Annotated in this window: 22 protein-coding genes; 13 read left to right on the top strand and 9 right to left on the bottom strand. The window is 72.6% G+C overall.

The features are described 5' to 3' along the window. Positions 1–7 precede the first annotated feature (7 nt). The 9 genes from IH50_RS0108230 (at position 8) to lgt (ending at position 6,845) form a co-directional block, all read left to right on the top strand. The gene (locus IH50_RS0108230; RefSeq protein WP_030858874.1) at positions 8–649 is read left to right on the top strand and encodes a TIGR02234 family membrane protein; all 642 of its coding nucleotides are present in this window, start codon (positions 8–10) and stop codon (positions 647–649) included. Between the two features lie 122 nt (positions 650–771). Then, positions 772–1,023 carry an HGxxPAAW family protein gene (locus tag IH50_RS0108225; RefSeq protein WP_030858872.1) on the top strand — a complete coding sequence of 84 codons (252 nt, stop codon included), beginning with the start codon at positions 772–774 and terminating at the stop codon, positions 1,021–1,023. A 74-nt stretch (positions 1,024–1,097) separates the two neighbouring features. Next, positions 1,098–1,535 carry a DUF2752 domain-containing protein gene (locus IH50_RS0108220; protein ID WP_030858870.1) on the top strand — a complete coding sequence of 146 codons (438 nt, stop codon included), beginning with the start codon at positions 1,098–1,100 and terminating at the stop codon, positions 1,533–1,535. 120 nt (positions 1,536–1,655) lie between these two features. Further along, the gene (trpC, locus tag IH50_RS0108215; RefSeq protein ID WP_030858868.1) at positions 1,656–2,465 is read left to right on the top strand and encodes an indole-3-glycerol phosphate synthase TrpC; all 810 of its coding nucleotides are present in this window, start codon (positions 1,656–1,658) and stop codon (positions 2,463–2,465) included. 21 nt (positions 2,466–2,486) lie between these two features. Then, positions 2,487–2,657 (top strand): tryptophan biosynthesis modulator TrpM, encoded by a 171-nt coding sequence (trpM, locus tag IH50_RS43510; RefSeq protein WP_107061995.1) that lies wholly within the window; start codon positions 2,487–2,489, stop codon positions 2,655–2,657. Between the two features lie 129 nt (positions 2,658–2,786). Beyond that, entirely contained in the window at positions 2,787–4,070 is a 1,284-nt protein-coding gene (trpB, locus tag IH50_RS0108210; protein WP_030858866.1) for a tryptophan synthase subunit beta, read from the top strand. Beyond that, entirely contained in the window at positions 4,067–4,882 is an 816-nt protein-coding gene (gene trpA, locus IH50_RS0108205; protein ID WP_030858864.1) for a tryptophan synthase subunit alpha, read from the top strand. The genes trpB and trpA overlap by 4 nt, the downstream gene beginning before the upstream one ends. 97 nt (positions 4,883–4,979) lie before the next feature. Then, complete coding sequence (locus IH50_RS0108200) at positions 4,980–5,759, top strand: DsbA family protein (protein ID WP_030858863.1); 780 nt, start codon at positions 4,980–4,982, stop codon at positions 5,757–5,759. 93 nt (positions 5,760–5,852) lie between these two features. After that, the gene (gene lgt, locus IH50_RS0108195) at positions 5,853–6,845 is read left to right on the top strand and encodes a prolipoprotein diacylglyceryl transferase (RefSeq protein ID WP_078913896.1); all 993 of its coding nucleotides are present in this window, start codon (positions 5,853–5,855) and stop codon (positions 6,843–6,845) included. Positions 6,846–7,049: 204 nt separating this feature from the next. Here lgt and IH50_RS0108190 read toward each other — a convergent pair whose 3' ends face one another. The 6 genes from IH50_RS0108190 to IH50_RS0108165 are packed head-to-tail and all read right to left on the bottom strand — an operon-like array spanning position 7,050 to position 14,144. After that, positions 7,050–7,880, bottom strand: a complete 831-nt coding sequence (locus IH50_RS0108190; RefSeq protein WP_030858858.1) for an HpcH/HpaI aldolase/citrate lyase family protein — start codon at positions 7,878–7,880, stop codon at positions 7,050–7,052. Continuing rightward, on the bottom strand, positions 7,877–9,097 hold the full coding sequence (locus IH50_RS0108185; protein WP_030858856.1) for a CaiB/BaiF CoA transferase family protein: 1,221 nt from the start codon (positions 9,095–9,097) through the stop codon (positions 7,877–7,879). The genes IH50_RS0108190 and IH50_RS0108185 overlap by 4 nt, the downstream gene beginning before the upstream one ends. Then, the gene (locus tag IH50_RS0108180; protein ID WP_030858854.1) at positions 9,094–10,596 is read right to left on the bottom strand and encodes an ADP-ribosylglycohydrolase family protein; all 1,503 of its coding nucleotides are present in this window, start codon (positions 10,594–10,596) and stop codon (positions 9,094–9,096) included. Before IH50_RS0108180 ends, IH50_RS0108185 begins: the two co-directional genes overlap by 4 nt. Continuing rightward, on the bottom strand, positions 10,584–11,765 hold the full coding sequence (locus tag IH50_RS0108175; protein ID WP_030858852.1) for an ADP-ribosylglycohydrolase family protein: 1,182 nt from the start codon (positions 11,763–11,765) through the stop codon (positions 10,584–10,586). Before IH50_RS0108175 ends, IH50_RS0108180 begins: the two co-directional genes overlap by 13 nt. Before the next feature lie 7 nt (positions 11,766–11,772). Beyond that, positions 11,773–13,098, bottom strand: a complete 1,326-nt coding sequence (locus IH50_RS0108170; protein WP_234328113.1) for an ADP-ribosylglycohydrolase family protein — start codon at positions 13,096–13,098, stop codon at positions 11,773–11,775. Beyond that, positions 13,095–14,144, bottom strand: a complete 1,050-nt coding sequence (locus tag IH50_RS0108165) for an ADP-ribosylglycohydrolase family protein (protein ID WP_030858848.1) — start codon at positions 14,142–14,144, stop codon at positions 13,095–13,097. Before IH50_RS0108165 ends, IH50_RS0108170 begins: the two co-directional genes overlap by 4 nt. Before the next feature lie 260 nt (positions 14,145–14,404). On the opposite strand from IH50_RS0108165, the gene IH50_RS0108160 reads away from it, so the two are divergent. The 3 genes from IH50_RS0108160 (at position 14,405) to IH50_RS0108150 (ending at position 21,563) form a co-directional block, all read left to right on the top strand. After that, positions 14,405–15,136 carry a VIT1/CCC1 transporter family protein gene (locus IH50_RS0108160; RefSeq protein ID WP_030858846.1) on the top strand — a complete coding sequence of 244 codons (732 nt, stop codon included), beginning with the start codon at positions 14,405–14,407 and terminating at the stop codon, positions 15,134–15,136. 372 nt (positions 15,137–15,508) lie between these two features. Next, complete coding sequence (gltB, locus tag IH50_RS0108155) at positions 15,509–20,107, top strand: glutamate synthase large subunit (RefSeq protein WP_078913895.1); 4,599 nt, start codon at positions 15,509–15,511, stop codon at positions 20,105–20,107. Then, a complete protein-coding gene (locus IH50_RS0108150; RefSeq protein ID WP_030858842.1) occupies positions 20,100–21,563 on the top strand; it encodes a glutamate synthase subunit beta in 1,464 nt (487 codons plus the stop codon). The genes gltB and IH50_RS0108150 overlap by 8 nt, the downstream gene beginning before the upstream one ends. 123 nt (positions 21,564–21,686) lie before the next feature. Here the strand turns inward: IH50_RS0108150 and IH50_RS0108145 are convergent, their stop codons facing one another. After that, positions 21,687–22,592 (bottom strand): chitosanase, encoded by a 906-nt coding sequence (locus IH50_RS0108145; RefSeq protein ID WP_030858840.1) that lies wholly within the window; start codon positions 22,590–22,592, stop codon positions 21,687–21,689. After that, positions 22,589–23,515 carry a rhomboid family intramembrane serine protease gene (locus tag IH50_RS0108140; protein ID WP_030858838.1) on the bottom strand — a complete coding sequence of 309 codons (927 nt, stop codon included), beginning with the start codon at positions 23,513–23,515 and terminating at the stop codon, positions 22,589–22,591. Before IH50_RS0108140 ends, IH50_RS0108145 begins: the two co-directional genes overlap by 4 nt. Before the next feature lie 142 nt (positions 23,516–23,657). On the opposite strand from IH50_RS0108140, the gene IH50_RS0108135 reads away from it, so the two are divergent. After that, complete coding sequence (locus IH50_RS0108135) at positions 23,658–24,383, top strand: vWA domain-containing protein (protein WP_030858836.1); 726 nt, start codon at positions 23,658–23,660, stop codon at positions 24,381–24,383. 87 nt (positions 24,384–24,470) lie between these two features. Here the strand turns inward: IH50_RS0108135 and IH50_RS0108130 are convergent, their stop codons facing one another. After that, entirely contained in the window at positions 24,471–25,367 is an 897-nt protein-coding gene (locus IH50_RS0108130; RefSeq protein ID WP_030858834.1) for a hypothetical protein, read from the bottom strand. Positions 25,368–25,397: the final 30 nt, after the last annotated feature.

Raw genomic sequence — 25,397 nt, 5'->3', positions numbered from 1 at the left:
GGCGATAGTGGAGGGCGTGACTGCTGTACCTACCCCCCGTTCCGAGGCCGCCGGCTCCGCCCGCGGCGGCCGCCTCAGCCTCGCCGTCGCCCTGCTGAGCGGCGCCCTGGGCGCGGCCGTGGCCCTGCTCGCCACCCGGCAGCAGTGGTCGGAAGGCACCGCCACGGTGGCCGGCGGCGCGTTCCCGCTGACCGCGAAGGGCAGCGACGTGACGGGCGTGCCCGCCGCCCTGGCCGTCGTGGGTCTGGCGGCGCTGGTCGCGGTGTTCGCCGTGCGCCGGGCCGGCCGCCTCGCCGTCGCGGCGCTGCTGGCGCTGTCGGGGGCGGGCACGGTGGCGGCGGCGCTGTTCGGGGCGTCGGACAGCGGGGCGCTCGACGAGAAGGCGGCTCAGGCGTCGGGTGACACGTCCGCGACCGTGGCGGCCCTGAGCCACACGGCGTGGCCGTACGTGGCCGCCGTGGGCGGTGTCCTGCTGCTGCTGGCCGGCCTGCTCGCCCTGCGCTACGGCCGCCTCTGGCCGGCCATGTCCGGCCGCTACGAACGAGGCGGCACCCCCCGCCCACGCCGCAGGCCCGCCTCCGTCGACCCCGACCGCCCGGAGGACCTCTGGAAGGCCCTGGACAGGGGCGAGGACCCGACGAACGCGTAACACGCCCTCTGCCCGCGGTGAGCGGGGGAGGTGCGGTACCCCCGCTCACCCCCGGCGCACGCGTGCGGGACAATGAGAAAGAGCGTCTGCTCAGACAGGTACACAGCAACGAGGAGCAAGCAATGGCGGGCAGCAGCCACGGTCACACCCCGGCCGCCTGGACCGGTGTCATCATCGCCTTCATCGGCTTCTGCGCCGGTGGCGCGTTCATGGTGATGGACCAGCCCGTGGGCTTCTGGGCGAGCATCGGCGTCGTACTCCTCGGCGGTGTCGTCGGCGCCGTCATGCGCTCGATGGGCATGGGCCAGCCGAAGAGCAACCACCCCGTGCACCAGGTCACCGGCGACAGCGCGCCGGCCCGCGCCCAGGGCTGAGCACGGCGGAGCACTCCGCACGGGGGCGGTCCGGCACGACGCCGGAACCGCCCCTGAGCCGTGTCCGGGGCACAATGCACGACGTGAACGCTCCCACCCCCGGAACGCCTCCCGGCAGAGCGGCCCGACTGGCCGTCCCCGCGGGGCTGCTCGCCGCCGTCGCCGGGGCCTTCGCCTACGTCGGGGCCGTGGACCCCAACGAGCCCGGCCACTACCCCGCCTGCCCGCTGCTGCGCCTCACCGGCCTGTACTGCCCCGGCTGCGGCGGGCTGCGCAGCGCGCACGCCGTCGTCCACGGCGACCTCCCGGCCGCCCTCCAGGCCAACGCGCCCGCCGTCCTCGGCTACGCCGTCTGCGCCGTGCTGTGGACCGTCTGGGTGGTCCGCGCGGCACGCGGCGGGCCGCCGCCGCGGATCGATCCGCCGCCGGTGCTCCTGTGGTCCCTGGGAGCACTGCTCCTGGTGTTCACGGTTGTCCGGAACCTGCCGTTCGGTGGCTGGCTGCATCCTTGATCGACCAGCGAAAGTCCAGGTGGGGAGAGGGGCGTCAACCTGGATGCGAGGCATCCGCCCCGCTGCGGATACCATCGCAGTGACCAGTGAAGACCGACCGCAGGGAAGGGGGCCGCTCGCGTGAGTGTGCTCGACGAGATCATCGACGGAGTCCGTGCCGACCTCGCGGAGCGGCAGGCGCGCGTCAGCCTCGACGAGCTCAAGGAGCGTGCGGCGAAGGCTCCCGCGGCCAAGGACGGCGCGGCCGCCCTGCGCGGTGACGGCGTCAAGGTGATCTGTGAGGTCAAGCGCTCCAGCCCGTCCAAGGGCGCGCTGGCCGCGATCGCCGACCCGGCGGGACTCGCCGCCGACTACGAGGCGGGCGGCGCCGCCGTCATCTCCGTCCTCACCGAACAGCGCCGCTTCGGCGGCTCGCTGGCCGACCTGGAGGCCGTCCGCGCGCGCGTGGACATCCCCGTCCTGCGCAAGGACTTCATCGTCACGTCGTACCAGCTCTGGGAGGCCCGCGCGTACGGCGCCGACCTCGCCCTGCTGATCGTCGCGGCCCTCGACCAGCCGGCCCTGGAGTCGCTGATCGAGCGCGCCGTGTCCATCGGCCTCACCCCGCTCGTCGAGGTGCACGACGAGGACGAGGTCGAGCGCGCGGTCGACGCGGGCGCCAAGGTCATCGGCGTCAACGCGCGCAACCTGAAGACGCTGAAGGTCGACCGCGGCACGTTCGAGCGGGTCGCCCCGGAGATCCCCGCGCACCTCGTCAAGGTCGCCGAGTCCGGCGTCCGCGGCCCGCACGACCTCATCGCCTACGCCAACGCCGGCGCCGACGCCGTCCTGGTGGGCGAGTCCCTGGTCACCGGCAGGGACCCGAAGACGGCCGTCTCCGACCTGGTGGCGGCGGGCGAACACCCGGCCCTCCGCCACGGCCGCGGCTGATCCACCGGTAGGCTGACCCCGATGACCCTTTCGCCGACCCCGGCCCGGGACCCGTACGCCCGCCTCGCGCGCGGCTGCCGGCCCCGTGGCTGCCGTGCCCCCGCCCGCCGGGTCCACGGCCGCAGGGTTCGCTACGTCATCGGCGACGAGCCGGGACAAGTGAACGGGCGGCGATGGCAGCGCGCCCCATAGGGGCGCGGGGCTGTACTGAATATGCGACTCCGTCGCGTGAGCGCGACCAGCCACAACCGGCCGGCGACCGACTGACGACCCCGCCCCCACGGCGATTAGTCCCAACGACACTCACCGTGAGGTACCCGCATGCCCAGCACCTTCTTCATCCCCGACCCGGAGGGTCAAGTCCCCTCGGCCGAAGGCTACTTCGGTGCCTTCGGCGGCAAGTTCATCCCCGAGGCCCTCGTCGCCGCCGTCGACGAGGTCGCCGTCGAGTACGACAAGGCCAAGCACGACCCCGAGTTCGCCCGTGAACTCGACGACCTCCTGGCCCACTACACCGGCCGTCCGAGCGCGCTCACCGAGGTCCCCCGCTTCGCCGAACACGCAGGTGGAGCAAGGATCTTCCTCAAGCGCGAGGACCTGAACCACACCGGCTCCCACAAGATCAACAACGTGCTCGGTCAGGCCCTGCTCACCAAGCGCATGGGCAAGACCCGCGTCATCGCCGAGACCGGCGCCGGCCAGCACGGCGTGGCCACCGCCACCGCCTGCGCCCTCTTCGGCCTCGAGTGCACCATCTACATGGGTGAGATCGACACGCAGCGCCAGGCCCTCAACGTGGCCCGGATGCGGATGCTCGGCGCCGAGGTCATCGCCGTGAAGTCCGGCAGCCGCACCCTGAAGGACGCCATCAACGAGGCGTTCCGCGACTGGGTCGCCAACGTCGACCGCACCCACTACCTCTTCGGCACCGTCGCGGGACCGCACCCCTTCCCGGCGATGGTGCGCGACTTCCACCGCGTCATCGGCGTCGAGGCCCGCCGCCAGCTCCTGGAACGCGCCGGACGCCTGCCCGACGCCGCGATCGCCTGCGTCGGCGGCGGCTCCAACGCCATCGGCCTCTTCCACGCCTTCATCCCGGACACCGGCGTACGCCTCATCGGCTGCGAGCCCGCCGGACACGGCATCGACAGCGGCGAGCACGCGGCCACCCTCACCGCCGGCGAGCCCGGCATCCTGCACGGCTCCCGGTCGTACGTCCTCCAGGACGACGAGGGCCAGATCACCGAGCCGTACTCGATCTCGGCCGGTCTGGACTACCCGGGCATCGGGCCCGAGCACTCCTACCTCAAGGACAGCGGCCGCGGCGAGTACCGCGCGGTGACCGACGACGCCGCCATGCAGGCCCTGCGCCTGCTGTCGCGCACCGAGGGCATCATCCCGGCCATCGAGAGCGCCCACGCCCTCGCCGGCGCCCTGGAGGTCGGCAGGGAGCTGGGCGAGGACGGGCTGATCGTGGTCAACCTGTCCGGCCGCGGCGACAAGGACATGGACACCGCCGCCCGTTACTTCGGGCTGTACGACACCGACGCCGAGGTCGCCGCCGACGAGGCCGGCACCGCCGAGATCGAGGGGGACGCCAAGTGAGCGGGAACGTGCGGCTGCTGGACGACACCCTCGCCGCGGCGAAGGCCGAGGGCCGCTCCGCCCTCATCGCCTACCTCCCGGCCGGGTTCCCCACCGTGGACGGCGGCATCGAGGCCGTCAAGGCCGCCCTGGACGGCGGCGCCGACGTCGTGGAGGTGGGTCTGCCGCACAGCGACCCGGTCCTCGACGGCCCGGTCATCCAGACCGCCGACGACATCGCCCTGCGCGGCGGCGTGAGGATCGCCGACGTGATGCGCACGGTCCGCGAGGCGCACGCGGCCACCGGCAAGCCGATCCTCGTCATGACCTACTGGAACCCCATCGACCGCTACGGCGTGGAGCGGTTCACCGCCGAGCTGGCCGAGGCGGGCGGCGCCGGGTGCATCCTGCCCGACCTGCCGGTCCAGGAGTCGGCGCTGTGGCGGGAGCACGCGGAGAAGCACGGGCTCGCCACGGTCTTCGTGGTCGCGCCCAGCAGCAAGGACGAGCGGCTGGCCGAGATCACCGCGGCCGGCAGCGGCTTCGTCTACGCCGCCTCCCTGATGGGCGTCACCGGCACCCGTGAGTCGGTCGGCGCGCAGGCCGAGGACCTGGTGGGGCGCACCCGCGCCACCACCGACCTCCCGGTCTGCGTCGGACTCGGCGTCTCCAACCCCGCCCAGGCCGCCGAGGTCGCCCGCTTCGCCGACGGCGTGATCGTCGGCTCGGCCTTCGTCAAGCGGATGCTGGACGCCCCCGACGCCGCCGCCGGCGTCGAGGCCGTCCGCGCACTCGCCGGTGACCTGGCCGAGGGCGTACGCCGGAAGGCGTAACCGGCAGGGGGATCCGCGGATAGTCGTACGGGTCCCTCGTACGAGTGGTCCTGGGACCGGGGAGGCGCTGTGCGCCTCCCCGGTTCGTTCTGCGGGTGTGAGCGAGAAGAACCGTGAGGGAAAGCGCACCGCCCGGGAGCGGATGGCGGACGAGCGAGAGAAGCGGAAGAAGGCGGAGAAGCGACGCCGTGCCCTGATCGTGGGCGCGAGCGTGCTCTGTGTCCTGGGGCTCGCGGCGGTGATCGGTGTCATCGCCGCCAGTTCGGGCGGGGACGACGAGAGCGAGGCGTCCGGCCCCGTCGTGGCGCCCTCCGGGGCCCTGGGCAAGGACGGCCTCGCCATCCCGGTCGGCAAGGAGAGCGCCAAGGCCACCCTCACCGTGTGGGAGGACTTCCGCTGCCCGGCCTGCAAGGTCTTCGAGCAGAACTACAGCCCCACCATCCACGAGCTGACCGGATCCGGGCAGCTGAAGGTGGAGTACCACCTGGTCACACTGATCGACAACGGCCTGGGCGGCACCGGCTCCCGCAACGCGGCCAACGCCGCCGCCTGCGCCCAGGACGCCGGGAAGTTCGCCGCGTACCACGACGTGCTGTTCGAGAACCAGCCGCCGGAGAGCGACGACGCCTTCGCCGACGGCGGCAAGCTGATCGAGCTGGCCGGCAAGGTCGACGGACTCGACACCCCCGCCTTCCGCACCTGCGTCGAGGACGGCACGCACAACAGCTGGGTCGCCAAGTCCCACGAGGCGTTCCAGAAGGGCGGCTTCAGCGGCACGCCGACGGTGCTGTACGAGGGCAGGAACATCAACCAGGACCGCTCGATGACCCCCGAGAAGTTCAAGCGGATGGTCGAGGAGGCCAACAAGGGACAGTGACGCCCCGGACCGACGATCCGACGGTCCTGTTATGGAGCCGTAGCCGGGCTGCCTGCCGTGCGGCCGGTCCGGCACGGTAGCGTCGACCCTGCCATGGAACTTGCCTACATTCCCAGCCCGTCGAGCGGGGTGCTGTACCTCGGCCCCGTTCCGCTGCGCGGCTACGCGTTCTGCATCATCATCGGCGTCTTCGTTGCCGTCTGGCTCGGCAACAAGCGCTGGATCGCCCGGGGCGGGCGGGCCGGCACGGTGGCCGACATCGCTGTCTGGGCCGTGCCCTTCGGCCTGATCGGCGGCCGGCTCTACCACGTGATCACGGACTACCAGCTGTATTTCAGCGAGGGCCGTGACTGGGTGGACGCCTTCAAGATCTGGGAGGGCGGCCTCGGCATCTGGGGCGCGATCGCCCTCGGTGCGCTGGGCGCCTGGATCGGCTGCCGGCGCCGTGGCATCCCGCTGCCCGCCTACGCCGATGCCATCGCGCCGGGCATCGCCTTCGCCCAGGCGATCGGACGCTGGGGCAACTGGTTCAACCAGGAGCTGTACGGGCGGCCCACCGACGTGCCGTGGGCCGTGGAGATCACCTCCTCCGCCGCCGGGCGGGAGCCGGGGACGTACCACCCGACGTTCCTGTACGAGTCGCTGTGGTGCGTCGGTGTGGCGCTGCTGGTGATCTGGGCGGACCGGCGGTTCAAGCTCGGGCACGGGCGGGCGTTCGCGCTGTACGTCGCCGGGTACTGCGCGGGGCGGTTCTGGATCGAGTACATGCGCGTCGACGAGGCGCACCACATCCTCGGTCTGCGGCTGAACAACTGGACGGCGCTCCTGGTGTTCCTGCTGGCGGTGCTGTACATCGTGCTGTCGGTGCGGAAGCGGCCGGGGCGGGAGGACGTGGTGGAGCCGGGTGCCTCCGGCGGTGAGGGTGCCTCCGGCGGTGAGGCGGATGGGGCCGAGGGCGACTCCGCCGAGGGCGTGGAGAAGGCCGAGGGCGACTCCGCCGAGGGCGTGGAGAAGAAGGACGAGGGCGAGTCGTCGGACGCGGGCGAGGACGCCAAGGACGGGGCCGGGTCGGCGAAGAAGAGCTGACGGTTCGCTGTACGACACCGAGGGCGCCCGGGTTTTCCGGGCGCCCTCGGCGTGTGTGGGGCGGGGGCGGTTCACGCAGCCCGGCGTTCGCGGGGTGCCTCCCCCAGAGGGGGGACCCCCAGCCCACCCGTGCCGCCCTGCGGCACGACTGCCCGCGGATTGCGAGGATGGGGGCGGCGCGGCTGTCCGCCGTTTATGGGTAGGTCAGGGTCTGGTGGTCAGGGAGAGGGTTCTCTGGGCTGCTTTCACCACTGCCGTGTCGATGAAGGTGCCGTTGGGGAGGGCCTGGGCGCCCTGGTCGGAGGCTGCCGCCTTGAGGATGGTCTCCGCCTGTTCGATCTCCTCCTCCGTGGGGAGGTAGGCGCGCTCGATGACCGGGAGCTGGCGGGGGTGGATGGCGGCGCGGCCCAGGAAGCCCAGGGCGCGGCCGTGGGCGCAGGAGGCGGCCAGGCCGTCCAGGTCGCGGATGTCGGGGTGGACGGACTGGGTGGGCGGGGCCAGGCCCGCCGCACGCGCGGCGACGACCACCCGGGAGCGGGACCAGTCGAGGCCAGCGTCGTCGCGTACGCCCAGGTCGGCCCGTAGGTCCGCCTCACCGATGGCGATACCGCGCAGGGACGGGTGGGCGGTGGCCACGGCATGGGCGCGTTCGATGCCGAGGGCCGTCTCCAGGAGGGCGTACAGGGGCAGTGCGCCGCCGTGGGCGGACACGGTGCGCCGGGCGACGCGTACGACGTCGGACGGGGACGACACCTTGGGCAGGCGCAGACCGGACAGGCCGGGGGCGTGCGCGACGGCCGCGAGGTCGGCGCGGCCCCAGGGGCCGGACAGGGCGTTGACGCGGACGTGGACCGGGACCGGCTGGGGGTCGCGCAGCAGCTCGGCGGTGGCGGAGCGGGCGTAGGCCTTGCGGTCGGGGGCGACCGCGTCCTCCAGGTCGATGACCACCACGTCGGCGCCGGAGGCGAGCGCCTTCGCCACCACGGGAGGACGGTCGCCGGGGGCGTACAGCCAGGTCAGCGGGGAGCCCGTCACAGGGCGCCCTCCGCGCGGAGCTCAGCGAGGTCGTCGGGCGTGAGGCCCAGCTCGGTCAGGACCTCCTCGGTGTCCGCGCCGTGCGGGCGGCCCGCCCAGCGGATCGCCCCCGGGGTGCCGGAGAGCCGGAAGAGGACGTTCTGCATGCGCAGCGGGCCCAGCTCGGGGTCGTCGACCGTGGTGATCGTGTCCAGGGCCTGGTACTGCGGGTCCGTCATCACGTCCCGTACGTCCTGGACGGGGGCGACGGCCGCCTCCGCCTTCTCGAAGGCGGCCAGCACGTCGGCGCGGGTGTGCCGGGAGATCCAGCCGCCGACCGCCTCGTCCAGCACGTCCGCGTGCCGGGCCCGGTCCTCGCCGGTGGCGAACCAGGGTTCGTCGAGCAGGTCGGGCCGGCCCACCAGCACCATCACGCGCTCGGCGATCGACTGGGCCGAGGTGGAGACGGCGACCCAGGTGCCGTCGGCGGTGCGGTAGGTGCCGCGCGGGGCGTTGTTCTGGGAGCGGTTGCCGGTACGGGGCTGGACGTGGCCGAGCTGGTCGTACCAGGTGGGCTGGGGGCCGAGCGCGGTGAGGATCGGCTCGATCAGCGCCATGTCGACGACCTGGCCCTCTCCCGTGCGGTCCCGGCCGGCGAGCGCGGTCATGACGGCGTACGCCGTGGTCAGGCCCGCGATGGAGTCCGCCAGGCCGAACGGGGGGAGGGTGGGCGGTGCGTCCGGTTCGCCGGTGATCGCGGCGAAGCCGCTCATCGCCTCGGCGAGGGTGCCGAAGCCGGGGCGGTGCGCGTACGGGCCGAACTGGCCGAAGCCGGTGACCCGGACCAGGATCAGCCGGGGGTTGACGGCGGACAGCTCGGGCCAGCCCAGGTCCCACTTCTCCAGGGTGCCGGGGCGGAAGTTCTCGATGATCACGTCGGCGGTCCCGGCGAGGCGCAGCAGGGTGGCCTGTCCGCCGCGCGTGGACAGGTCGAGGGTGATGGTGCGTTTGTTGCGGCCGAGCATCTTCCACCACAGGCCGATGCCGTTCTTCGACGGGCCGTGGCCGCGGGAGGGGTCCGGTTTCCTCGGGTGCTCGACCTTGACGACCTCCGCGCCGAAGTCGCCGAGCAGGGTCGCGGCGAGGGGGCCGGCGAAGAGGGTGGCGAGGTCCAGGACGCGCAGTCCGGTCAGCGGGGGGCCGGTCGGGGCGGGGGCGGGATCGTCGTACGGCGTCATGGGCGGGTGGCCTCCAGGTGGGTCAGATGGGCCAGGGTGTCGAAGCCGGTGCCGTGGAAGTCGCCGACGGAGGTGGCCAGGCGGTTCTTCAGCGGGGCCGTCCAGCGTTCGGGGAGGGCACGGGGCGAACCGGCGAGCAGGCCGGCGATGCTGCCGGCCGTCGCGCCGTTGGAGTCGGTGTCCCAGCCGCCGGACACCGCGCGGCGGATCGAGCCGGTGAAGTCGCCGTCGGCGTGGGTGAGGGCGGCGGCGATCAGAGCGGTGTTGGGGACGGCGTGCACCCAGTGGTGGGTGGCGGCGTAGGTGCTGTGCAGGACGTCGACGACGGTGTCGAAGTCGGTGTGCTCGTGCGCGAGCCGAATGGCCCGGTGGACGGCCCGGGCGAGGCGGGAGCGGGGCGGGACGACGGTGAGGCCGGTGCGCAGACAGGCGTGGACGTCGTGGTCTCCGGTGGCGGCGGTGGCGATGACGGCCGCCGTGAACATCGCCGCGTAGACGCCGTTGGCGGTGTGGGTGAGGGTGGCGTCGCGGTGGGCCTGCTCGGCGGCGGCGGCCGGGTCGCCGGGATTGGTCCAGCCGTGCACGTCGGCGCGGATCAGGGCGCCGATCCACTCGCGGAAGGGGTTGTGGTGGCGGGCGGTCAGTGGCGGTTCCAGACCGCTGAGGAGGTTGCGGTAGGCGACGCGTTCGGCGGTGAAGGTACGCCCTGCGGGGAGTTCGTCCAGCCAGACCCGGGCCACGTCGGTGGGGGTGAAGGCGCGGCCGTGGCGTTGGAGGACGAGGAGGTTCAGGAGGGGGTAGTTGAGATCGTCGTCCTCGGGCATGCCGTCGATGTTCTCGGCGAGGGAGGTGGTCGCGGAGCGGCGGTTCCAGGGGTGGCGGGTGAGGAGGTCGTCCGGGACGCCGTGAGCGGTGAAGTACGTGGTGAGGGGCCAGTTGCCGGTGGCCCGGGCCAGTTGGCGGATGGCGGTGAGGGGGAGCTTCTCCACCGGTTTGCCCAGGAGGCAGCCGACCGCTCTGCCGAGCCAGGCGGCTTCCAGGGCGGCGGGGGACGCCGGGCGGGGGCGGGTCGCGCGGCCCGGCGTTCGGGGGGTGCCTGCCCCGCTCTCGGCTCCGCTCGGGCGGGGGGACTCCCGTCGCCCGCCCTCCCCGGCTCTCGGCTCCGCTCGAGTGAGGGGACCCCCATCGCCCCGGGCGGGACGATCGCCCGCGGTCACGGGCCAGTCGGGGCACAGGGACTTGATTCTGGTCAGGTCGGTCGGTTCGTCGTCCGCCAAGGCGCTGGGGAGGTCGGCGAGTTCGTCGAGGAGGTCGGTGGCCAGGAGGCGGAGGTAGGGGGAGGCCGGTTCCGGGGACGCGCCCGCGTGGAGCGGGGCCTCGGGGCCGCCCGCCGCGTGCCAGCGGGCGGCGACGGCGGAGGGTTCGCGGCCGTCCTGGGACGCCTGGCGCAGCTCGTGGCCGATCAGGTCCTCCGGCTGGACCCAGGTCAGTCGGAGCATCCGGGGCCTCCCAGGTCCGCGAACGCCCGCTCGTGCGCGCGGCGGCGCTGGACGTCGCGTACGAAGATCTCGCGCGTCACGGCGGTGAGGGTGGCCGCCGGTTCCCACAGGTCGAGGCGGCTGGCCTCCGCCACCGTCTTGGCCCAGCTCTCGGGGACCGGTGAGCCGAGCGCGCCGGCCACCGCGCCGGCCATCGTGGCGATGGAGTCGCAGTCGCGGCCGTAGTTCACCGCGCCGAGGACCGCATGGCGGAAGTCGCCGCCGGCCACCACCAGCATGCCGAGCGCCACCGGGAGCTCCTCGACGGCGTGCAGCCGCGACGGGCGGCGGGCGCCCAGGGAGGGGGAGCGGTAGTCGGGGCCGACCGTGTCGTACGGCGCCACCGCCTCCCGCAGCGGACCCAGCGCCGACTCGAAGTCCGTGTACCGCGAGGCGACGTCGCAGACCTTCTCGATCGCCGCCCGCGTGCCGTCCTTCGCCGACGACAGACACGCGGCGACCACCGAGTCCGCCGTCGCGCCCGGCGCGCACGCCGCCGCCACGGCCGCCGCGAGGACCCCGGCCGCCTCCCTGCCGTACGACGACTGGTGCGCGCCCGCGACATCCAGCGCCTCGGCGTAGGCGGCGGCCGGGTGGGCGGCGTTGACCAGGCCGACCGGGGCCATGTACATCGCGGCACCGCAGTTGACGATGTTGCCGGTGCCGGCCTCGCGCGGGTCGACGTGGCCGTAGTGCAGGCGGGCCACGAGCCACTTCTCGGCGAGGAAGATCCGCTGCAGCGGGAGCGCCTCCGCCTCCAGCTCCGGGATCCAGCGCGGGTTCGTCATCAGGTCCGGGACCAGGTGGTCGGCGACGGCGTAGGCGTCCAGGTGGTCGCGGACCGTCGCGTACACCCGGATCAGCGCGTGCGTCATCAGGGTGTCGTCGGTGACGTGGCCGTCGCCCTTGTGGTACGGCGCGATGGGGCGGGCGGTGCGCCACGCGTCGCCGTTCCACGGGCCGACGACGCCGTGCACGCGCCCGCCGTGGCGCTCGACGATCTGCTCGGGGGAGTACCCCTCGACCGGCCCGCCGAGGGCGTCGCCGACGGCCGCTCCGACGAGAGCACCGGTGATCCGCTCGTCCAGGGGCGGGCCCTGGTCGCTCTTTTCCGCCTTTTCGCGCGTCATGACCGAATCATCCCCCCGCCGGGGCCGGTTGTGCGGCTTCCAGGAGTCCGGCGAGTTCCACCAGGTCCGTGCCGGTGAGCCGGGGGAGTACGCAGCCGGAGAGGGTGCGGCAGCTCTCCCGCCACGTCCCCGGGATCGCGGCCCCGCCGCCCAGCGCGCCGGTGAGGGCGCCGACGAGCGCCGGGGCGGAGTCCGCGACCCGGGACAGACAGGCCGCCGCGGGGACCGCCTCCGCGATCCGGCCGTGGGCGGCGGTGGCGAGGGCGAGGGCGACGGGGACGGTCTCGGCGGCGGCGACGCCGTAGCTGTAGACGTGGTCGACGATCTGGTGCTCCAGCGGTGGTACGAGGGCGAAGGCGCTGTCGGCGTCCGCCGCGAGCTTCAGGGCGTACCGGGCGTTGCGGCCGATCTCCGTGTCCTCGGGCAGCTCGGCGCAGGCCGCCGCCACGCAGGTGTGCGGGTCCGCGCCGGTGAGGGCCAGGGAGACGGCGGCGGCCATGGCGCGGGCGCCGTGCACGCCGTCGCCGTCCTGGGTGTAGCGGGCGTCGAACTCCGCGAGGTCGGCGGCGGCCCGTGGGTCGCCCGGGTGGGCCACGGCCAGCACACAGGCGCGTACGCAGGCGGCGTCGTCGAAGTAATGGGGATTGTCGTGGCCGGTGGCGGGCGGGCGCAGGCCGGTGGCGAGGTTTCCGAGGCCGGCCCGGACGGAGATGCGGGCGCGCAGGGGGAGTACGGCGGACTCCGTCTCGGGGGCGCGGTCCGCCGCCGCGGCGACCTCGCCGGCGACGGTGTTCCAGGTCAGGTCGATCGCCGCGCGGGTGCGGCGCTCCCGGCTCAGGTCGCCGAAGGCGGTGTCGTCCCCGGCGCGGAGGACGGCCTCCGCGGCGAAGGCCGCCCATTCGGCGTCGTCGGAGGGGCCCAGGCGCAGGGGTTCGGAAGGCTGGTTGAGGGCGATGGGGACGGGGAGGGTGGTCGTCGCGTTCTGCTCCGCGAAGGTGTCCAGTTCACGGGTGAGGCGTCTGGTCCACTCGGGCATCCGTGCCGCCCGGTGGCGGGCGGCGGGCCAGCCGGCGGCGTCGCCTGCGGCGAGGCCGAGGAGGAGGCCCTCGATTCTCGCCCGCGGCGCGGTCTCGACGGCCTCGGTTCGTGCCTGCGGCGGTCGGGCGGGGCTTTCGGCCTCGGTTTCGCCTTCGGCCCGGATGTTCCCACCCGCACCACCCGTGCGGCATTCGTCGTCGGGTGCGGGTGGCCCCTGTGGGGTCGTCTCGCCGTCGGCGGCCTCGGGTGGGGTGCTCTTCGTGGGGGTGGGTTGTGTCTCGGTCAGGGGGATCATCTGGGCGCCTCCGGCGTCAGCAGGTCCGCGATGTCCAGGATGTGGTGGCCCGCCATGGTCGGGAGGCAGGTGCCGCGGGCCGGGGTGATGGCGGACGACCAGGCCGGCGGGATCGCCGCGGCGCCCCGGGTCGCGCCCGCCAGGGCGCCGGCCACCGCCGCCGTGGTGTCCGCGTCGCGGCCCATGTTGACGGCCGTCAGCACCGCCTGTTCGAAGTCGCCGTCGGCCGCCGCGTAGGCGCCGAAGGCGAGGGCGACCGCCTCGGGGGCCAGGTCCGTCCACGGGTAGCCGCCGATCACCACCGCCGCGCGGACCGCGCGTTCGCCCAGGTGGGCGGCGGTCACGGCGCGGCGCAGTGAGCGGGCGGTCCAGGAGTCGTCCGGGACGACCGCCAGGGCCGAGGCCACGACCGCGACCACCGGCGCCCCGGCCATCGCCGCCGCGACGCCCGCCGCGACCGCCTGGCCGCCGTAGATGCCCTCGCCGTCGTGGCTGACCGAACCGTCGATCGCCGCCAGCCGGGCCGCCTCGTCGGGACGGCCGGCCGCGAACACCCCGTGGGGAGCCGCCCGCATCGCCAGCCCGTCGCTCCAGGCGTGCCGGTGCTGGGCGGAGATCGGCGCCGCCAGCCCCCGGCGCAGGTTCTCCAGCGTGCCGCGCTCGCTGAAGCCGGCGCCCCGGAAGGGGCCCTCCGCGCGGTCCGCGATCCACTCGTGCCAGGCCGCGTCGACGTGCGCCGGGGTGAGCGCGGAGCCGTGCCGGGCCAGCAGCAGGCCGGAGAAGATCGCGTACTCGGTGTCGTCCGTGCCCGCCGGGTGCTCCGTCACGTACCCCGTGATGCGGCCCCACCGCGCGCGGATGTCGGAGGGCTTCATGTTCTCGGCCGGGGCGCCCAGCGCGTCGCCGACGGCCAGGCCGAGCAGCGCGCCGCGCGCCCGCTCACGGCGCCCGAGGGTGTCCCCGGGCGCCGGGCCGGTCGGAACAGGCGGGCCGGCCGGGCCGGTCGGGACAGCCGGGACAGAGGGGATGCGGGCGGTCGATGCCATACGCGGCTCTCCTCTCAGGTGCGCCCCGAGAGGCGCGGAGCCCTTTGCGCATCTGTCCCCGGCTCGGTGCCCGGCGCAGCCTCACCGGCCCCAGCGTCACCCGGTCGACATCTGCGCACCCATCCACGCAAACGAGCAAACCATGCAAAACCGCAGGTTAGCCCAGCCTTTCCTTGCTGGCGGGACGGAATGAGGAGGCGTACGTTGGGTGTTGTCGAATAATAGAACTTGTCCAAAGAGGAACTGTGGGGGACACAGGCATGGCCATCATCGAGACCGAGGCGACGCTGCACGAGGCGCACCGCGACAACCACACGCACCGGGACGTGAACGGCGGCTGGCTGCGCCCCGCGGTCTTCGGCGCGATGGACGGACTGGTCTCCAACCTCGCCCTGATGACCGGTGTCGCCGGAGGGGCGGTCGGTCAGCAGACCGTCGTGCTCACCGGCCTCGCCGGTCTGGCCGCCGGCGCCTTCTCCATGGCGGCCGGCGAGTACACCTCCGTCGCCTCCCAGCGTGAGCTGGTCGAGGCCGAGCTCGACGTCGAGCGGCGTGAGCTGCGCAAGCACCCCAAGGACGAGGAGGCCGAGCTCGCCGCTCTCTACGCGTCGCGCGGCGTCGAGCCCGGGCTGGCCCGCGAGGTCGCCCGGCAGCTCTCCCGGGACCCCGAGCAGGCGCTGGAGATCCACGCCCGCGAGGAACTCGGCATCGACCCCTCCGACCTGCCCTCGCCCACCGTCGCCGCCGTGTCCAGCTTCGGCTCCTTCGCGCTGGGCGCCCTGCTGCCCGTACTGCCGTATCTGCTCGGCGCGAGCAGCCTGTGGCCCGCCGTGCTGCTGGCGCTGCTCGGGCTCTTCCTGTGCGGTGCGGTGGTGGCCAAGGTGACGGCGCGGAGCTGGTGGTACAGCGGCCTGCGGCAGCTCGCCCTCGGTGGCGCGGCGGCCGGTGTGACGTACACCCTGGGCACACTGTTCGGAACGGCCGTAGGATAATGCGACTCGCACTTATGCGTTGGGCCGCATAAGTAGTCGTAACGTGCTGGTTTCGGGCGCATGGCCACTGGGCATGAGCCGTAAGCGCTGTGGGCAAAGAGGCCGACAGCGCGCCCCGCGGGTCGGGCGAAGGAGCCTTTTCCCGCCACCGGACCGCGAGGGACATCGATCTGTCCGACCGGTCCCCATGGCTTCCACCATCAGGCGCGGAACCTCACCGCGACCCATGTGGTGTCCGCATGCTGGAACGGATTATCCCGGTTTCCGAGAACCGCTCCATCATGTAACCTGCACGAAATTTTGCACCACGCAGAGGGCCAACGTCGTCCCTCGGCACCTTGCACATGCCACATGACGACGACGGGAGAGCCGATGCGTACGCCGCGCCAGCCGTCCCAGCATTCCGCGAACGACCGCCTGAGCTGGTCTTTCATGGATGCTCGCCCTGCTGCGCAGGGTATGTACGACCCCCGCAACGAGCACGACGCCTGCGGCGTCGGCTTCGTCGCCACCCTCACCGGCGAGGCGTCCCACACCCTGGTGGACCAGGCCCTCACGGTCCTGCGCAACCTCGAACACCGCGGTGCCACCGGTTCCGAGCCGGACTCCGGCGACGGCGCCGGAATCCTCTCCCAGGTCCCGGACGCCTTCTTCCGCGAGGTGGCCGGATTCGACCTGCCCGAGGCCGGCGGCTACGCCGTCGGCATCGCCTTCCTCCCGGAGGACGGCGCCGACGCCGCCGTCGCCCGCATCGAGGAGATCGCCGCCGACGAGGGCCTGACCGTCCTCGGCTGGCGCGAGGTGCCGGTCGCGCCCGAACTGCTCGGCGCCACCGCCCGCTCGACGATGCCGCTCTTCCGGCAGATCTTCGTCACCGCCGGCGAACTCAAGGGCCTCGACCTCGACCGCAAGGCGTTCGTCCTGCGCAAGCGCGCCGAGCGCGAGGTGGGCATCTACTTCCCGTCGCTCTCCGCGCGGACCATCGTCTACAAGGGCATGCTGACCACCGGCCAGCTCGAGCCCTTCTTCCCGGACCTGTCCGACCGCCGCTTCGGCTCCGCGATCGCACTGGTGCACTCCCGCTTCTCCACGAACACCTTCCCGTCGTGGCCGCTCGCACACCCGTACCGCTTCGTCGCGCACAACGGTGAGATCAACACCGTCAAGGGCAACCGCAACTGGATGCGCGCCCGCGAGTCCCAGCTCGTCTCCGACCTGTTCGGCACCGGCAAGGAACTCGAGCGGATCTTCCCGGTCTGCACGCCCGACGCCTCCGACTCCGCCTCCTTCGACGAGGTCCTGGAGCTCCTGCACCTGGGCGGGCGCTCGCTGCCGCACTCCGTGCTGATGATGATCCCGGAGGCGTGGGAGAACCACGACTCCATGGACCCGGCCCGGCGCGCCTTCTACCAGTACCACTCCACGATGATGGAGCCCTGGGACGGCCCCGCCTGCGTCACCTTCACCGACGGCACCCAGGTCGGCGCCGTACTCGACCGCAACGGCCTGCGCCCCGGCCGCTACTGGGTCACCGACGACGGTCTGGTCGTCCTCGGCTCCGAGGTCGGCGTCCTCGACATCGACCCGGCGAAGGTCGTCCGCAAGGGCCGCCTCCAGCCCGGCCGGATGTTCCTGGTGGACACCGCCGAGCACCGCATCATCGAGGACGACGAGATCAAGGACGGGCTCGCCGCCGAGCACCCCTACGCGGAGTGGCTCGAGGCCGGCGAGATCGAGCTGCCCGACCTGCCCGAGCGCGAGCACATCGTGCACACCCACGCCTCGGTCACCCGCCGCCAGCAGACCTTCGGCTACACCGAGGAGGAGCTGCGGGTCCTGATCGCGCCGATGGCCAAGGCCGGCGCCGAGCCGATCGGCTCGATGGGCACCGACTCGCCGATCGCCGCGCTGAGCGAGCGCCCGCGCCTGCTCTTCGACTACTTCACCCAGCTCTTCGCCCAGGTCACCAACCCGCCGCTGGACGCGATCCGCGAGGAACTGGTCACCTCCCTGCGCTCCCCGCTGGGCCCGTCGGGCAACCTGCTGGAGCCGACCGCAGCCTCCTGCCGTAGCGTCGTCCTGCCCTTCCCGGTGATCGACAACGACGAGCTGGCCAAGCTCATCCACATCAACGCCGACGGCGACATGCCCGGCTTCAAGGCCGCGACCCTCTCCGGCCTGTACCGGGTCTCCGGCGGCGGCGACGCGCTCGCGACACGCATCGAGGACATCTGCGCCGAGGCCGACGCCGCCATAGAGAACGGCGCCCGGCTGATCGTCCTGTCCGACCGGCACTCCGACGCCGAGCACGCGCCGATCCCGTCGCTGCTGCTCACCGCGGCCGTCCACCACCACCTCATCCGCACCAAGCAGCGCACCCAGGTGGGCCTGCTGGTCGAGGCCGGCGACGTCCGCGAGGTCCACCACGTCGCCCTGCTCATCGGCTACGGCGCCGCCGCCGTCAACCCGTACCTGGCGATGGAGTCCGTCGAGGACCTGGTCCGCGCGGGCACCTTCCTGCCGGACATCGAGCCCGAGAAGGCCATCCGCAACCTCATCTACGCCCTCGGCAAGGGCGTCCTGAAGGTCATGTCCAAGATGGGCATCTCCACGGTCGCCTCCTACCGCGGCGCCCAGGTCTTCGAGGCCGTCGGCCTCGAGGACGCCTTCGTGGAGAAGTACTTCAACGGCACCGCCACCAAGATCGGCGGCGTCGGCATCGACGTCGTCGCCCAGGAGGTCGCCGCCCGCCACGCCAAGGCCTACCCCGCCTCCGGCATCGCCCCCGCGCACCGCGCGCTGGAGATCGGCGGCGAGTACCAGTGGCGCCGCGAGGGCGAGCCGCACCTGTTCGACCCGGAGACGGTCTTCCGCCTCCAGCACTCCACGCGCTCCGGCCGCTACGACATCTTCAAGAAGTACACCGAGCGGGTGAACGAGCAGTCCGAGCGCCTGATGACGCTGCGCGGCCTGTTCGGCTTCACGTCCGACCGGCAGCCGATCCCGGTCGACGAGGTCGAGCCGGTCTCCGAGATCGTCAAGCGGTTCTCCACCGGCGCCATGTCGTACGGCTCCATCTCCCGCGAGGCGCACGAGACCCTCGCCATCGCCATGAACCAGCTCGGCGGCAAGTCCAACACCGGTGAGGGCGGCGAGGACCCGGAGCGCCTGTACGACCCGGCCCGCCGCTCCTCCATCAAGCAGGTCGCCTCCGGCCGCTTCGGCGTGACCTCCGAGTACCTGGTCAACTCCGACGACATCCAGATCAAGATGGCCCAGGGCGCCAAGCCCGGCGAGGGCGGCCAGCTGCCCGGCCACAAGGTCTACCCGTGGGTGGCGAAGACCCGGCACTCGACGCCGGGCGTGGGGCTCATCTCCCCGCCGCCGCACCACGACATCTACTCCATCGAGGACCTCGCCCAGCTCATCCACGACCTGAAGAACGCCAACCCGAAGGCGCGCATCCACGTCAAGCTGGTCTCCGAGGTCGGCGTCGGCACCGTCGCCGCGGGCGTCTCCAAGGCGCACGCGGACGTCGTCCTGATCTCCGGCCACGACGGCGGCACGGGCGCCTCCCCGCTCACCTCGCTGAAGCACGCCGGCGGCCCCTGGGAGCTCGGCCTCGCCGAGACCCAGCAGACCCTGCTGCTCAACGGCCTGCGCGACCGGATCGTCGTCCAGACCGACGGCCAGCTCAAGACCGGCCGTGACGTGGTCATCGCCGCGCTGCTCGGCGCCGAGGAGTTCGGCTTCGCCACCGCCCCGCTGGTCGTCTCCGGCTGCGTCATGATGCGCGTCTGCCACCTGGACACCTGCCCGGTCGGCATCGCCACCCAGAACCCCGTCCTGCGGGACCGGTTCTCCGGCAAGGCCGAGTACATCGTGAACTTCTTCACGTTCATCGCCGAGGAGGTCCGCGAGCTCCTCGCCGAGCTGGGCTTCCGCTCCATCGAGGAGGCCGTCGGCCACGCCGAGGTGCTCGACGTGACCCGCGCGGTGAACCACTGGAAGGCGCAGGGCCTGGAGCTGGCCCCGCTGTTCCACGTGCCCGAGCTGCCCGAGGGCGCCGTCCGCCACCAGGTCGTCGCCCAGGACCACGGCCTGGAGAAGGCGCTCGACAACGAGCTGATCAAGCTCGCCGCCGACGCCCTCGCCGCGTCCGGCGCCGAGGACGTCCAGCCGGTGCGCGCCCAGGTCGCCATCCGCAACATCAACCGCACGGTCGGCACCATGCTCGGCCACGAGGTGACGAAGAAGTTCGGCGGCGCGGGCCTGCCCGACGACACCATCGACATCACCTTCACCGGCTCCGCCGGCCAGTCCTTCGGCGCCTTCGTCCCGCGCGGTGTCACGCTGCGCCTGGAGGGCGACGCCAACGACTACGTCGGCAAGGGCCTGTCCGGCGGCCGGATCGTGGTCCGCCCGGACCGCGCGGCCGACCACCTCGCCGAGTACTCGACCATCGCGGGCAACACGATCGCGTACGGCGCGACCGGCGGCGAGCTGTTCCTGCGCGGCCGGACCGGTGAGCGGTTCTGCGTCCGCAACTCCGGCGCGACGGTCGTCTCCGAGGGCGTGGGCGACCACGGCTGCGAGTACATGACCGGCGGACACGCGGTCGTCCTCGGCGAGACGGGACGCAACTTCGCGGCCGGCATGTCCGGCGGCATCGCCTACGTCATCGACCTCGACCGCGACAACGTCAACGCCGGCAACCTGGACGCCGTGGGCCCCCTGGACGACGCCGACAAGCAGTGGCTGCACGACGTCGTCCGCCGCCACCAGGAGGAGACGGGCTCCACCGTCGCCGAGAAGCTGCTCGCCGAGTGGGACACCGCTGTGGAGCGCTTCAGCAAGATCATCCCCAGCACGTACAAGGCAGTGCTCGCCGCCAAGGACGCCGCCGAGCGAGCCGGTCTGACCGAGACCGAGATCACCGAGAAGATGATGGAGGCGGCGATCAATGGCTGACCCGAAGGGCTTTCTGAACCACGGCCGCGAGGTCGCCAGGTCCCGTCCGGTCGAGGAGCGGAAGAAGGACTGGAACGAGGTCTACGTCCCCGGCTCCCTGCTGCCGATCATCAGCAAGCAGGCCAGCCGCTGCATGGACTGCGGCATCCCGTTCTGCCACAACGGCTGTCCGCTGGGCAACCTCATCCCCGAGTGGAACGACTACGCCTACCGCGAGGACTGGGGCGCCGCCTCCGAGCGGCTGCACGCCACCAACAACTTCCCGGAGTTCACCGGCCGCCTGTGCCCGGCTCCGTGCGAGTCGGCGTGCGTGCTCGGCATCAACCAGCCGCCGGTCACCATCAAGAACGTCGAGGTCTCGATCATCGACAAGGCGTGGGAGACCGGTGACGTCGCCCCGCAGGTCCCCGAGCGCCTCTCCGGCAAGACCGTCGCGGTCGTCGGCTCGGGCCCCGCGGGCCTGGCCGCCGCCCAGCAGCTGACCCGGGCCGGCCACACGGTCGCGGTGTACGAGCGCGCCGACCGCATCGGCGGCCTGCTGCGCTACGGCATCCCCGAGTTCAAGATGGAGAAGCGGCACATCAACCGCCGCATCGAGCAGATGCGCGCGGAGGGCACCAAGTTCCGCACCGGCGTGGAGATCGGCCGTGACATGCCGGCCACCGCGCTGCGCAAGCGGTACGACGCCGTGGTCCTCGCCGTCGGCGCGACGACCGCCCGCGACCTGCCGGTGCCGGGCCGCGAGCTCAAGGGCATCCACCAGGCCATGGAGTACCTGCCGCTGGCCAACAAGGTGCAGGAGGGCGACTACGTCTCCCCGCCGATCACCGCCGAGGGCAAGCACGTCGTCGTGATCGGCGGCGGCGACACCGGCGCCGACTGCGTGGGCACCGCCCACCGCCAGGGCGCGGCCTCCGTCACCCAGCTGGAGATCATGCCCCGCCCGAACGAGGAGCGGGACCCGGCCTCCCAGCCGTGGCCGACCTTCCCCATGCTCTACAAGGTCACGTCCGCGCACGAGGAGGGCGGTGAGCGGGTCTACTCCGTCTCCACCACCCACTTCGAGGGCGACGAGGACGGCAACGTCCAGTGGCTGCACCTGAGCGAGGTCGAGTTCGTCGACGGCAGGCTCACCCCGAAGCCGGGCACCGAGCGCAAGATCCCGGCCCAGCTCGTCACCCTCGCCATGGGCTTCACCGGCACCGACCGGGACAACGGCCTGGTCGAGCAGTTCGGCCTGGACCTCGACGAGCGCGGTAACATCGCCCGTGACGCCGACTTCCAGACCAACGTGCCGGGTGTGTTCGTCGCCGGTGACGCCGGCCGCGGCCAGTCGCTCATCGTGTGGGCGATCGCGGAGGGCCGCTCGGCCGCCCGCGGCTGCGACCGCTTCCTCACCGGGGCGAGCGAGCTGCCGGCCCCGATCCGCCCGACGGACCGCTCGCTGACGGTCTGACGAGCGGTGCACAAGGTGACCTGACGGTCCCTCACATGCGTCCCGTACAACGGCGTACGGAACACCTGGTGGCGCCTGCCCCCCAGTCCCCGACCGGACGACCGGGCAGGCGCCTCCGCATGGTCAGGGGAGCCGGTAGTGGTCCCCGTACATCTCCCATACCAGCGGGGTGTCCAGGCCCAGGTTCCCGGCCTCCAGGAACCGGCGCTGGGCCGTGTCGACGCGGGAGGTGTCGCCGTCCGGGTACCGGGTGAGCATGGCCTCGCGGCGGATGTCGAGGAAGGCGTTCAGGTACTTCTTCTCGAAACCGCCCGCGGCGGGCGTCTTCGCCTGCTTCAGGGTGCGCTCGCGCAGGGCGTAGAAACCGTCCGCGTCGGTGTCGGGGCCGTGGAAGACCATCGCGTCGAAGTAGACGAACTGGCCCAGCGTGCCGAGGCCGTCCAGCTTGGCGAGCCGGACCGCCGGCTCGAAGTAGAGGCGGTCCCGCACCGCTTCCTGCGCCTTCCGGAAGGCGGGCACCTCCGCCTCCGCCTCCCAGGCGGCCGGGAAGCCGGGGTCCAGGCCCTCGTGGGAGTCCGTGCCGTCGACCTCGCGCAGGGCGGGCAGATAGGACGCCAGCCCGTTGTCCGGGTGGTCCTCGGTGTAGCTCTCGACCAGCATGAGCAGGTCGTGGGTGCCGGTGCAGAAGCCGATGATGCCCGCCGTGTAGCCGCAGCCGTCGCCCTCGTCCTCGACGGCGCCGTAGGTGGCGCGCCAGTCGGTGGTGGAGTGCTCGGCGCTCGCCACCAGCCGCTGGGCCAGCTCCTTCTTCGCGGGGGCGGCCAGCCCGGCCGGCAGACCGGCGATGACCGCGTCGTCCTCGGCCCGCTCCTCCTCGGCCCGGTCCTTGGCGTCCTCACGGGCCGACCGGGCGGTGGCCGCGGGCGGCGCGGACGCCGGGGTGTCCGCCGAGTCCGCCGGCATGACGAAGTACACCCCCGTGACGATCACAGGAACGGCCGCGAGGAGCAGCACACCGGAACGTTTCACTGGGGGATACCTCCACCTGTCAGTTCGGACACCTTGACCACCGCGGCCACCCCCAGCACCACCACCAGCGCCACGCACACTCCCACCTGGACCACCGGCCGCCACCCGTTCCTGGGGGCGTACGCGAACGCGAACGCCACCGTGCCGCCGGCCAGCAGCCCGCCGAGGTGCCCCTCCCAGGACGTGACGAACGCGGAGAGCACCAGCCACAGCAGCAGCCCCGCCATGAACCGGTTGACCCGGCTCATGTCGGCCCCGACGCGCCGGGCCATCACGTAGTACGCGGCCCCCACCCCGAAGATCGCGCCGGACGCGCCGACCACGGAGTCCCGGGGCGCGATCAGCAGCACCAGCACCGAACCGCCCAGCGCCGACAGCAGGTACAGGGCGAGGTAGTGCACCCGGCCCAGCATCGGCTCGACCAGCCGGCCCAGGTTCCACAGCGCCAGCATGTTCATCACGACGTGGGCGATCCCGAACGTGCCCTCGGTGGGCGGCAGGTGCAGGAACGCGCCGGTCAGCAGCCGGTACCACTCCCCGCCCACCAGCCCCTCCGGACTGAAGCCCGCGGGGTACGGGTCCATCCACAGGTAGTGCCCGCCGTCCGGCCCGGCCAGCCCCGCGCCCACCATCGCGAACCGGTCCACGACCTCCGGCCGCGCCAGCTCCGCCAGGTACACCAGCACATTGAGGACGATCAGCACGTACGTCACGACGGGCACCGCCGAGACCCGGCCGCCCACCAGGGTGCGGGCCTGCCGCACCGACCGCGCGCCCTCCTTCACGCACTCGGGGCACTGGTGGCCCACGGCCGCCTCACGCATGCAGTCCGGGCAGATGTACCGCTCGCAGCGGGTGCAGCGGACGTAGCACTCCACTCGGGGATGGCGGTAGCAGGTGGTGACGGTGGACTCGGAATCCACGGGCCGGCTCCTCGGGAGGGACGGGACGGAAGTGAGCCGGTGGGGACGGCGGCGAACAAAATATCGAACGCGGGTGGCATGGGCGAATGCCGGGGTGATGTGCCGTACGCTCAGGCCCAGTTCACGACCGAGGGGGAGCCGTATGGCCGCGATCAGTCTCAGCAGGATCGAGGCGACGGCGCCCGCGCTGGTCAGCCTCTACAAGACCGCCGGGGTGTCCCTCGCCAAGCACGGACTGGACGGACTGCGCGCCGCAATCTACCTGGTGGTCGACTACTCCGGATCGATGAAGCCGTACTACAAGGACGGCAGCGTGCAGGCGCTCGCCGACCGGGTGCTGGGCCTGTCGGCCCACCTCGACGACGACGGCACCGTGCCGGTCGTCTTCTTCTCCACCGACGTCGACGCCGTCACCGACATCGCCCTCGCCGACCACCGGGGCCGGATCGAACGGATCGTCTCCGGCCTCGGCCACATGGGCAGGACCAGCTACCACCTGGCGATGGACGCCGTCATCGACCACTACCTGGACAGCGGCTCCACGGCCCCCGCCCTGGTGGTCTTCCAGACCGACGGCGGCCCCGTCAACAGACTCGCCGCGGAGAAATACCTCTGCAAGGCCGCCCGCCTCCCCCTGTTCTGGCAGTTCATCGGCTTCGGCGACCCGCACAGCAAACAATTCGACTACCTGCGCAGACTCGACGACCTGGCAGTCCCGGCCAAGCGCGTGATCGACAACGCCGGCTTCTTCCACGCGGGCGAGAACCCGAACAAGGTCACGGACGCGGACCTCTACGACCGCCTGGTGGGCGAGTTCCCGCACTGGCTGGCGGCAGCACGGTCACAGGGAATCGTGGGGCAGGGGTAGCGCCCCCGCAGGGACGCGGGACTGTACCGATGCGCGGATCCGCCGCGCGGGCGCGATCACCCCCTCACGTACCCGCACCCGACACCGCTAGGTGTCACACTCCAGCACCGTCCGGCACAACCCGCACCGCGCCCGCACACGCCCCCGCACCGGCACACGGATCCGCTGGTGACACGTGGGACACGGAAACGCCACCCGCAGGGAGCCGTGCTCCGCCGGAGTGAAGCTGTACGGAACATCCGGCCGCCCCGCGGACACCCGGTGATCCTGGGCGTGCCGCCGGTCCCGCGCGTACCGCCTGCGGCCGGCCCACCCGGCGGAGACCAGCGGAGGCTGCCGCTCGTCCCGGCGCGCCAGCGCCAGCCCCTCCGTGTACGCCGTATACGCCTGCGCACTGGTGAACCACACCGACGGATCCTCCCCGAACGCCAGCGCCCGCTTCGCCAGCACATACCCGAACTCCTCCGGAGTGAGATACCCCAGCTTCTGCGACGACGCCCCGTCCTGACGGAACGCGTCCAGCAGCAGCCACCCCGCCCCCAGGTACGTCGCCACCGTGTCCGTCAGGATCTCGTTCTCCCGCGTCCCCGGCAACGACAGGTCCAACCGGTGCAGATACACATGCGCCACCTCGTGCGCCAGGGCCGCCCCGATGTCCCGCCGATGCGTCCGGAACCGGTCGTTCAGCTCGACGAAGTACTCCGGCCCGGCCGCCAGCTCCACGTTCGCCGCATGCGTCATCTCACGGAACCCGACGATCAGCCGCGCATCCGGCAGCCGGTAGTGCCGCACCAGCTCGCGCGCCACCCGCTGCGCCCCCAGATGAAGATCGTCCGTGTCGCAGAACGCCACATCGGCCGGCGCCACGCTCACCGAGAACGTGCGGACCGTGTCGCACGACAGCCGCCGGTACAGCGCGGTGACGGCCGCCCGCACCGTCTCCAGATGCGGATAACCGTGCTCGACCGGCCCGCCGTTCGCCACGTCTCACCCCCGGACGCCCTGAACCCGGTT

Source organism: Streptomyces sp. NRRL S-37 (assembly GCF_000721605.1).
Lineage (GTDB): Bacteria > Actinomycetota > Actinomycetes > Streptomycetales > Streptomycetaceae > Streptomyces.
This window is presented reverse-complemented; position numbering and strand designations above follow the sequence as displayed.

What these genes read in the sequence shown, in the direction of transcription:
- IH50_RS0108170 (WP_234328113.1), bottom strand. Translation starts at nt 13,098, where the DNA reads ATGATCCCCCTGACCGAGACACAACCCACCCCCACGAAGAGCACCCCA.
- IH50_RS0108150 (WP_030858842.1), top strand. Translation starts at nt 20,100, where the DNA reads ATGGCTGACCCGAAGGGCTTTCTGAACCACGGCCGCGAGGTCGCCAGG.
- lgt (WP_078913896.1), top strand. Translation starts at nt 5,853, where the DNA reads ATGGAACTTGCCTACATTCCCAGCCCGTCGAGCGGGGTGCTGTACCTC.
- IH50_RS0108160 (WP_030858846.1), top strand. Translation starts at nt 14,405, where the DNA reads ATGGCCATCATCGAGACCGAGGCGACGCTGCACGAGGCGCACCGCGAC.
- IH50_RS0108225 (WP_030858872.1), top strand. Translation starts at nt 772, where the DNA reads ATGGCGGGCAGCAGCCACGGTCACACCCCGGCCGCCTGGACCGGTGTC.
- IH50_RS0108165 (WP_030858848.1), bottom strand. Translation starts at nt 14,144, where the DNA reads ATGGCATCGACCGCCCGCATCCCCTCTGTCCCGGCTGTCCCGACCGGC.
- IH50_RS0108135 (WP_030858836.1), top strand. Translation starts at nt 23,658, where the DNA reads ATGGCCGCGATCAGTCTCAGCAGGATCGAGGCGACGGCGCCCGCGCTG.
- IH50_RS0108180 (WP_030858854.1), bottom strand. Translation starts at nt 10,596, where the DNA reads ATGCTCCGACTGACCTGGGTCCAGCCGGAGGACCTGATCGGCCACGAG.
- IH50_RS0108175 (WP_030858852.1), bottom strand. Translation starts at nt 11,765, where the DNA reads ATGACGCGCGAAAAGGCGGAAAAGAGCGACCAGGGCCCGCCCCTGGAC.
- IH50_RS0108220 (WP_030858870.1), top strand. Translation starts at nt 1,098, where the DNA reads ATGCACGACGTGAACGCTCCCACCCCCGGAACGCCTCCCGGCAGAGCG.
- IH50_RS0108185 (WP_030858856.1), bottom strand. Translation starts at nt 9,097, where the DNA reads ATGACGCCGTACGACGATCCCGCCCCCGCCCCGACCGGCCCCCCGCTG.
- trpM (WP_107061995.1), top strand. Translation starts at nt 2,487, where the DNA reads ATGACCCTTTCGCCGACCCCGGCCCGGGACCCGTACGCCCGCCTCGCG.
- gltB (WP_078913895.1), top strand. Translation starts at nt 15,509, where the DNA reads ATGCGTACGCCGCGCCAGCCGTCCCAGCATTCCGCGAACGACCGCCTG.
- trpB (WP_030858866.1), top strand. Translation starts at nt 2,787, where the DNA reads ATGCCCAGCACCTTCTTCATCCCCGACCCGGAGGGTCAAGTCCCCTCG.